The organism is Okeania sp. SIO2B9 (genome assembly GCF_010672505.1).
In the GTDB taxonomy this organism is placed as follows: domain Bacteria; phylum Cyanobacteriota; class Cyanobacteriia; order Cyanobacteriales; family Microcoleaceae; genus Okeania; species Okeania hirsuta.
Genome location: NZ_JAAHGK010000110.1, coordinates 1 through 9,799 on the forward strand (window position 1 = coordinate 1; position 9,799 = coordinate 9,799).

General features: G+C 36.0%; 6 protein-coding genes and 1 pseudogene. 6 read left to right on the top strand and 1 reads right to left on the bottom strand.

The features are described from left to right. On the top strand, positions 1 to 1,071 hold a 1,071-nt coding region (locus tag F6K13_RS06390; RefSeq protein ID WP_287287038.1), incomplete at its 5' end, for a sulfotransferase. Between the two features lie 549 nt (positions 1,072 to 1,620). Here the strand turns inward: F6K13_RS06390 and F6K13_RS06395 are convergent. Next, a complete protein-coding gene (locus F6K13_RS06395; RefSeq protein ID WP_124146964.1) occupies positions 1,621 to 3,012 on the bottom strand; it encodes an oligosaccharide flippase family protein in 1,392 nt (463 codons plus the stop codon). Between the two features lie 69 nt (positions 3,013 to 3,081). Between F6K13_RS06395 and F6K13_RS06400 the strand changes: the two genes are divergently transcribed. The 5 genes and pseudogenes from F6K13_RS06400 to F6K13_RS06420 form a co-directional block, all read left to right on the top strand. After that, entirely contained in the window at positions 3,082 to 4,539 is a 1,458-nt protein-coding gene (locus F6K13_RS06400) for an FG-GAP-like repeat-containing protein (RefSeq protein WP_287287039.1), read from the top strand. A 232-nt stretch (positions 4,540 to 4,771) separates the two neighbouring features. Further along, positions 4,772 to 5,702 (top strand): annotated as a pseudogene (locus tag F6K13_RS06405) (IS5 family transposase). Between the two features lie 171 nt (positions 5,703 to 5,873). After that, positions 5,874 to 7,397, top strand: a complete 1,524-nt coding sequence (locus tag F6K13_RS06410) for a glycosyltransferase family 39 protein (RefSeq protein WP_124155391.1) — start codon at positions 5,874 to 5,876, stop codon at positions 7,395 to 7,397. A gap of 370 nt (positions 7,398 to 7,767) precedes the next feature. Next, a complete protein-coding gene (locus tag F6K13_RS06415; protein ID WP_287287041.1) occupies positions 7,768 to 9,288 on the top strand; it encodes a glycosyltransferase family 39 protein in 1,521 nt (506 codons plus the stop codon). Between the two features lie 151 nt (positions 9,289 to 9,439). Further along, on the top strand, positions 9,440 to 9,799 hold a 360-nt coding region (locus tag F6K13_RS06420; protein WP_287287042.1), incomplete at its 3' end, for a hypothetical protein.

Below are 9,799 nucleotides of genomic sequence, written 5' to 3' on the forward strand. Positions count from 1 at the left end.
TTAAAGATTAGGAAATTTATGGATAAAGCAGAAAATACCAATCAATCCGATCAACGCCCAATATTTATTTTTGGTTGTCCGCGATCAGGAACTTCACTACTTAGTAAACTGCTCAATAGCCATCCAAGAATAGCTATTCCCTATGAGTCTCTTATATATAGAACATTTTATAATTGGTTAAAATTCTATGGAGATTTAAACCTTCCTCAAAATAGAGAACGTCTATTAGATGATATTTTAAGTACAGGTCCACTTGCTGATTGGTCTCCTTATCCAAATAGAGAAAATACCATCAAAGCTATTCAGAGATATGATTTTCATGGCATTTTTGAGGCGATTATGTCTGCATGGGCAAAAAACGAGGGAAAACAACGTTGGGGAGAAAAAACCCCTGCTCATCTTTTTTACTGGCGTGAAATTCTGAGTGGATTTCCTAATGTACAAATAATCCATATTGTGCGTGATGGACGTGATTGTGCATTGTCTTGGAAACAATCCCGAGTCGGACCTAAACATATTTATCCTACAGCTAGGGGATGGGTAAAACATCTAGAAGAAGTTGATAAGTTGAAAAATGTCATCGATCAAAACTCATTTTTTGAAGTTCGATATGAAGAACTATTATTGAATACTCAGCAAGTTCTAAAAGATATGTGTTCCTTTTTAGAAGAAGAATATACTCCAGAAATGCTTAATTTCTACAAAGATAATGCAGCATATAAAACAGATAAACAAAATCTCAAGAATCTTGCTCGTCCTATTATCAGCAGTAATACCGAAAAATGGCGTACACAGATGACAGAGCGTCAATTGCGTATTTTTGAAGCAGTAGCTGGTTCTACCTTAGAACGTTATGGTTATCACAGAGAGCTAGAAAATCCGCAGATTTCAAGTTGGGAAAAACTACAATTCAAGTATATTGAACATCCTCCTCGAAAATTTGTAGCAATGATGAAAAACCGTAAAGGTCAAATTGAAGCATTACAAGACTTGAAAATATACTTCAATCTTAGGTTGGGTTTAGATAGTCCCACTCCACTATATAGCTCATCATTGAGCAGAAATCTTTAATAGACATCTCCTCCAAAAGAGGGAGTAGGGAGTAGGGAATAGGGGGAAATAATTGATTGATTTCTGTACAATAATTGATTTTATTTTTGATTATTGGAGATGTCTAATAGTTTAATTTACTACCAGCCATTAATAGGATATTTAACAATGGTTTTGGGGTTGCACATTCTGGAATGATATTGCCAAAAATTAGTTTAGACTTTGACTAAAAATAACCATTAATTAATCATTCTAGCAATTGATTAATCCACAATCCAATTCAATCAAAATTCTTATCAAATCATTCGTCGCTTTGCAACGCCAGGGTTTTAAACAAAAAAAATTATCAACGATTATAGTGCTACGCACAAGGCAAAAATAAAAAATAATCTATGACTGAGTTTTATAATTTATAAATGTTCTAACCTTTGCTTCGATTGCTATATCTCAGAGAGATTTTATCCTAAGTATGGACAAGGAATTTATCCAGATTGAAGAACTCTGAAATTACTCATTAATTAATTAATGCAAAAAAATACAATTTTTGATAATAAAAAATTGCTCTATCCTTTAATCTAAGAAACTTTGGGGACGCATCAATATTACTAAACTTGCAATACTGCCAATCATTAAAAATATTCCAATCTGTAGTTCTAATCCATTCATTATCAGAGAAGGAACTACTGTTAAAAGCAAACTCATTGCAGAAATTAACTGTAATTGGTGTCCAGCTTTTTTGTAACCGATACGACTAATCATTCCTAGACCAATTACACCTAAAACTCCTGCACTAAATAAAGTACATAAAGCAGCACCAACAGACCCTAAAAATGGAATAAGTATAGCGTTAGAGATAATGTTGATGATAGTGCTAAAGATCAGTAAAGGCGGTAAATATTTTTCCCGTTGAGTTGCCAGAAAAAACTGCTGCACCAATAAACCAAACATATGAACACTAATGTTGGGAATTAAAATTCCTAAAGATTGAACTGAATAAGAATATTCCTGACCGTAAAGAAGTTCAACTAAATAACTTTGAAAAAATCCAGCAATTACTATTGGTGGTAATACTAATATCAAGAGTGCGCGGGTTGCTTTGTATATTTGCTCTGGAACTTTCTCAGGTTCATTAGCATGGTAACGAGCTAATCTGGTAAAAATTACATAAAAAACCACTCTAGGTAGAGCAGAAAAAATCTCCACTATCTGATACGATGCACTATAAAACCCAGCCTCTCCTGTCTCAGCCATCCCTTTGAGCATTACCACATCAACTTTGTAGTAAAGCATCCACAATACTCCTGACAAAGCAAAAGGGAATGCTATTTTATAAATTCCTGTTAAATTATTAAAATTTAGAGCACGCCATACATTTAGTTTTCGACTTAAGTAGTAAAGAAAACCCAAGTTTTCTAATAAACGAACTAGCACTAAGGTTCCAACTACCAATACCAAATTATTTTTCCATAACAAGACTGCACCAGCAACAAATACCACCGCCGATCGCTCAATTGCTACAAAAATAGTTTCGGTTCTAAACCAACCCATCCCTTTAGCTACTCCTCGCAAAGTCAATTTAACTTGACGGCAGAGTTCAGCAAACACCACGAGATAACATACTATGAGTCCTTCTCCTTGGTAATTTAGCAATTGGGTAATTGGAAACAATAATATAAGAACAGGGAAAACGTTCAAAACTTCTAACAGAATAAACTGGATTGTATATTTTGATCCCTTCTCTGGATTAGCTGCTACTTCACGCTGAATTAGAAATGGTAATCCACATTGTATGAATAAGGATAAAATAGCTCCTAAAGCTGCTGCTGAGGCAAATATCTCATATCGCTCCGGACCCAGTAAACGAGCCAGAATAATGTAAAATACAAATGTCAAAGCTAAGGTTCCCTCTCCCAAGAGAGAATAAAAATAAGACCAATCCAGACGACTTAGTAATTTTTTCATATTCAATAGTAAAAAATTTGATAATTGATTATGATTTATATTAGAGAATATTAATTAAGTAAAAAAAATATGTCATATCTACGATCAAAAATACCATTAGGAAAGTATCTAAACTCTAAAAATGGAACCTTTTTATTTTTTTTAATTGGTGTAATAGGAGTTAGTGTTGCTATAATTAAATATTTGAGTGTGACTTTATATTATTCATCGAGTGTAAATTTATCTTATTCATCTATTAAACCCAAAATTATAAAACTAGAAGATTTACCTGCTGAAGATGAAAGAATAGGAGGAATAATTATAGCAGATATCAATGATGATAGTAAAAAAGATTTTATAATTACCAAACCAGGACATATTGTAGTTTACCAGGGAAGTGGGCAAAAACTCTGGGCAAAACAAATTAACATTCAGGTTACCATAAAATCTGAGAAGAATGGTTTACCTGGACACTTCGGAGCAGGAGTACAAGCAGGTGATGTAGATGGAGATAGCAAAACAGAAGTATTATTTTTAACTAAAGATAATACTCTTCATATTGTTGAGGGTGAAAGTGGTAAAACCAAGAAAACTATCCCCTTGAAGTCACCAGCAGGAACAGAAAGATGGGAACACCTAGTAATTACTAATTTTCGTGGGCAAGGCGATAGGGATTTATTACTACAGACTACCAACTCGGAAGGATATCGCACGGGAGTCTTTTTAGCTGCTTATGCAATAGATGAATTGCTGAAAAAAGAAGACCCCCAACCTCTATGGACAAGAGATGATTTTGTAGCCAATGCTCATAATGGGGCACGAGTAGCAGATTTGAATGGAGATGGCAAAGATGAAGTTTTGGGTGCTACCCTGATTTCACCAGATGGAGAGATATTGGTGCAAATTCCCTTGAAGGGTCATGTTGATTCCATCTTTGTTGCTGATGTGCGTCCAGATATTCCTGGATTAGAAGTATTAGCTTTGGAAGAGGGTGGTGGTAATCGAGTTTTTCTATTTAATCGCGATCGCTTAATTTGGGAGACTCACTACAAAAATCAAGAACCTCAAAATGCTGCTCTTGGGAATTTTGACAATCGTCCAGGATTGGAAATATGGTGTCGTAGTCGTTATCATGAACATCAGAAACCTTTCATATTTGATGCCCAAGGTCAGCTAATCGCCAAATATAAAATGGATAATGTTGCCCCTAGAGATTGGACAGTCAGAGGTGTAGAAGTTATCTTTACTATTGATTGGACAGGAAGAGAAAAACAGTTAGCTGCTGCTAAAGAACGCCATGAATCAGGAGACATAGGAATTTTCAATCCTTTGAGTGGAAAATTTCTCTACAAGTTCAAAGAAAAAGCCGATCGCCTCTATGTAGCGGATGTATCTGGAGACTGGCGAGAGGAGTTGATTGTTGTGAATGGGAATAAGCTGCATATTTACAGTAACCCCGAACCGAATCCAAATCCGAATCGCCCTAGATTATGGTCTCAAAATCATTACCATCGTAGTAAAATGACTTGGAATTACTATAGTCCATAAGTTACTTATAGCAGTTTTCACCCATGTTGACTACAAAACTTCTGTCTCCTGCCTTCTGGCTTTCAGCCAAAAATCTCTGTATTCTATGTTCATGAAAACTGCTATAATTGGGAGTTGGTGATGTGTGGCTATGATTATGCTTTAATGGCAATCTCCTAACTATTAACGGCTTTGTTGCACAAAAAGTGATTAGAGGCTATAAATAGTATCAAGATGGTAGAAATCAGTAGATATGAGTAAGTCCAAGTCCAAGCCTCAGTACAAGGTCAGAAATTGGTCTGAGCTATGATGCCTCGTTGCTTCAACGAGGCAGTTTGACATTTTGGCTGAGTCCAGAAGCCATAGAGCAATTGCTCAACAATCACGAAAACAGGACGCAAGGGAGCATCAAATACTTACAGTCATCTGGCGATCTTTCTTAATGGCAAAACTTTCCACTTTATTTAGCTTGGCTGGACGTCAAACTGAGGTTTTTTTGGAATCTATATTTTCTCGCTTTGGGAGTAGACTTACCAGTGCCAGACCACACTACCTTGTCTCGTCCCTTGGGTAAATTGAACATAGAAATACCAGTAATGCCAGCAACAGAAGCGATTCACCTGGTGGTAGATTTGACGATCCTCAAAGTTTATGGAGAAGGAGAGTGGAAAACAAGAGTTCATGGAGTAGGTAAACGTCGTACATGGCGTAAGTTGCATCTAGGTGTGAATCAGACAACAGGGGAAATAGTTACTGCAGTGGTTAGTACCAAGGATGTCAGTGAAGACCAAGTATTTTGCTACTACATGGAGTAGAAAGTGATGGAGCCTATGATCAACGCAAGTGCTATGAGTCAGCCAGTCACAGAGGAGCAAAAACAACCATACCACCCCGTAAAAATGCAGTCATCTGGCATCATGGTAACTGTAAGGGTACACCTCATCCTAGAGATGAGAACCTCACAGAGAAACGCATGAGTAGGAGGTAAAAAGTGGAAAAGTAAGAGTGGATATCACCGACGTTCTCTATCAGAAACAACCATGTTTAGACTGAAAGTAATATTTGGAGGTAAGTTGCGACGACGGAAATTTGACAATCAGGTGACGGAGTTGTTCATACAATGTGCCATACTTAATCGTATGAGACAGAACTGTAAGCCAGAAAGCTACAAAGTAGAATTCTAATTCACTAATTAACTTCTCCCCAGGGGAGAAGTTGCGATTCCGGAACGGATCGCGGAGCGCATCGCAACATTCATGCAACAAAGCCACTATTATCTGAAAAGCATTTGATATTTGGCTAAATTTAGGTTTCATCCCTTGATTCACCAACGCCCCTAATTGTTATAAACATATATGAATACAACTACTCATAAAGAAAAATTTTACTGGCAACAATGGGTGCCAATCACTGTAATTCTATTATTAGCTACTGGACTATATTTCTATAATATTGGTACAGAGAGCATGTGGAATGAGGAACTTTATAGTGTTAATGACACTAAAGTCAAGATATCTTTATTTAGAGTACGTCCAATTTACTATATAGTCCTAAAATTTTGGATGTTATTTGGCACCAGCGATAGTTGGTTACGAAGCTTATCTGTTGTGTTTGGTTTAGGTAGTGTATTCTTAATTTACCAACTTGGTCGTCGTGTAGCTGGAGAGGTGACAGGTTTAATTGCCGCTTTGTTGCTGGCACTTTCACCACTTTTCATTAATTTTGCCCAAATGGTGCGTATGTACTCCCTGTCTACTTGTTTAGCTATTGGTGGTTCCCTCGCTTTAGTTTATACACTAGAAAATCCAACTAACTCTTCAATGGCTTGGTGGGCTTGTACGCGAGCGTTAATGAACATGACTGCCCCACTGAATGCCAGCTTATTACTACCAGATATTCTCATATTTTGTTTGAAGTTTCGCAAACAACGTGATGTATTATTACGTTTTGGAAAATGGGCATTAGTAGGGTTAGTTTTATGGTTTCCTTCTCTGTGGGTATTACTTTCAAGTAAATTTTTTAATTTCTTACTTCCAGCATTAAATATATCTAACAAGGTTAACATATCTGACGTTGATATATCTTATGTAAGACACAGATTTCCTAGTCTGGTAGAAGTAATACGTAAGTTGAGGCATTTGACTGCTTTTCCATTCCCTTCAACATCAAAAGCAATAAGCTTATTTTATCAAGCTTATACAATCATCTTACTATTTTTATTAAGCTTTGGTTTGATTAAAAAGCATCGTTCAGGAAAACTTCTTTGGATTGCAGCTTGGGCTTTTATACCTGCAACTATGATATTTTTAGTTTCTCAGAGATTATGGATAGACCGTTACCTATTATTCTTATCTCCTTACATTCTGATTTTACTTGCTGCTGGTTTTATGAGACTTTGGAATTGGCAGCGTACAGTAGCTATTGTAGTAGCAATTATATATCTAATTGCTGTTACAAATGGTTTAGTACGTTACTACACAGTTCAGGATCGCCAAGATTGGCGTGGTCTTGCACAAGTGATTAGTGCGATAGAAAAACCAGGGGATAAAATAGTTTTATCTATAGATTCTGACAAAATGACTACTGCACTAACTCATTACTATCATGGTATTGCACCTATTTATCGTAATCCAGAAATTTGTTCTACTGCGAAGGTGAACAAAACTGATTTAGAGGTAGAGTTATCCAATCTATTACCAATAGAAAGACTTTGGTTAGTTTGTCATAATGATTTTGATCGAACCTTCTTTGAAAAGACTTTTGGAGAGCAGTTAAAAGTGGAAAAACACTGGGCATTTACTAATGAACAGTTTTATAGAGAAAAAGATTTGATGCACCTTTTTCTCGCAACTCCTAATTCAAATAGATATCTCCAATAATAAAAAATAAAATCAATTATAGCACTAGATAAGTGCCTATGCAAAATTAATTACATATCCTACTGACTCTATGTTGCCTGTTGCCTGTTGCCTCTCTCAACTAGGAGATTTATTTTGCACAACTACTTACATCAATTATTTCTTCCTACTCCCTACTCCCTATTCCCTACTCCCTCTTTTCTGGAGAAGTCTAATATAGAAAAAATAATTGATGATCGGTTATATCATTCAGGACTTACGCAGGTGTACTATATATATATATATATAGAATAGATTTCAAAAACGATAACGTTATCGTTTTTGGACTCTATCTACATAATACATGGTCTCTGCATAAGTCCGATGATTGTAAGGGGTGTACTTTTTGGATATGAAAGAAAAAATCTCGAATTTTACAAAAAATCAAGCTAAATCAGATTTATTTTGGCAGATAGTTCCTATTACTCTAATCCTATTATTAGCTACTGGATTATATCTCTATCAACTAGGCACAGAAAGCCTTTGGATAGATGAACTCATCAGTGTAGATCGAGCAAAAAGAGATATTTTAGATCTCTTGTGGAGAGGCCGTACTCATCTCATTCTCCTCAAAGGTTGGATGGTATTTGGCTATAGCGATAGTTGGCTGCGCGGGTTATGCGTTATTTGTACTATAGGTAGCGTTTTCTTAATTTATCAACTTGGTTGTCGTTTGGCAAGTAAACCTGTAGGTTTAATTTCTGCTCTACTTATGGCTGTGTCTCCTTTGTTTATTCATCATGCTCAAGAGGTGCGGATGTATGGAGTCAGCACTTTTTTTGGATTACTTGGTACTTTGGCTTTAACTTCTGCTTTAAAATCTCCCAATAAGTTTTCTATCAGTTTTTGGGCAATAGCTCGATATTTAGCTATTCGTTCTACAAAACTAAATTTACTCTTATTGCTACCAGACACAGTATTATTCGTTTGGAGATTTCGTAAACAAAAGCGTGTATTATTGAGTTTTGCTCTTGGGCTGATTACTATTTGTCTATTATGGTCTCCTCTACTAATCAATGCAGCTAAGACTACAACTGTCTTTATGGGTGGATTCAGAGAAACTGTAGAAACTGTAGAAACTGTAGAAACAGGTGTAGTAAATAAACCTGACAAAAAACCTCGCCCGACTATAATTAATGTACTACTACAACCTGGACGTTTTACTGCTTGGTCATTTGGCAGACCTAATTCAACGGCAATTTTCTGGTTTTATAATCTCTACTCCGTAATGGTAGCTAGTTTAATAGGTTTAGCCTTTTTTGAGAAACGAAATTCACATAAACTTGGTTGGGCAGCTGCCTGGGGATTTTTACCTTTAATTCCAATATTTTTAGTTTCTCAAATTTCCCGTTCTCTCTGGGTAGATCGTTACCTTCTGTTTACTGCCCCCTATCTTTTTATCCTTTTGGCAGCAGGGTTTATGGGGGTTTGGCGTCGGTGGCGAATCCCGGTTGTGGCGATCGCTCTGATATATTTCGTTGCTGTTGGTGGGGGTTTGAAGCGTTACTATACAGTAAAGGATCGAGAAGATTGGCGGGGTTTTGTCCAACTTATTCAAACCAACGAGCAGTCTGGGGACGTAATTGTTTGGAAAGCTAATCAGTCACGTCCCAGAGCATTGAATCATTACTATAGGGGTTCTGCAACTATTGAGGTAAGAATAGACGAACCTGAAGATAATCCCCAAGCTGTAGAAAGTTGGCTGGAAAGTTTACCAAAAACTAGATCGCGTATCTGGTTAGCATATGCTAATCCATCACCAAATCTACTGTCTGGCATTGAAAAGAAGTTTAAAGCTGAAGAAGTTTACAAAATTAAGGTTAATGGCACATTAGAGCTTTTCTTGTTAACACCCCGTACTTCTGAGATATAGAATAAGCGATATCGAGTTGAGTTTTTTTATGGGCTATTTCTCTATTGAACGCTTGTTTTTGGGAAATAGTCATAGATTTTTTTGATTTCATCAATATCAATATTAATTAGCGAAATAAAAAATTTAATCCGTGTTGATTTTGATACAAATTATGCTAAAGTTTATCAGACCTAAGCTATTATTCACTATATTTATTTCATTGCTGATTTTTCTCTACATTCCTAATTTAAAACTGCAGAAAGTTTCTGTTCAATTTATTTCATCACCAGAAGTTAACGCTTTAGATAATAGTTTAAATAATGCTAGTATTTATGCTTTTATTAAATCAGGTTTTAATTATAGTCAACAACTCTACGGCGAGCCAAGAATAGCTGTAAAAAAAATAAATTTACGCTTACACACAACACCTTTAGCTTCACTTAATAATGCGAATCAAGGTGAGTTTACTATCTATTTAAGTCATCAACCCTCTGAATATGCTTTTTACGGACAGTTAAGTCATGAAATTTTT

What these genes read in the sequence shown, in the direction of transcription:
- F6K13_RS06410 (WP_124155391.1), top strand. Translation starts at nt 5,874, where the DNA reads ATGAATACAACTACTCATAAAGAAAAATTTTACTGGCAACAATGGGTG.
- F6K13_RS06400 (WP_287287039.1), top strand. Translation starts at nt 3,082, where the DNA reads ATGTCATATCTACGATCAAAAATACCATTAGGAAAGTATCTAAACTCT.
- F6K13_RS06415 (WP_287287041.1), top strand. Translation starts at nt 7,768, where the DNA reads ATGAAAGAAAAAATCTCGAATTTTACAAAAAATCAAGCTAAATCAGAT.
- F6K13_RS06395 (WP_124146964.1), bottom strand. Translation starts at nt 3,012, where the DNA reads ATGAAAAAATTACTAAGTCGTCTGGATTGGTCTTATTTTTATTCTCTC.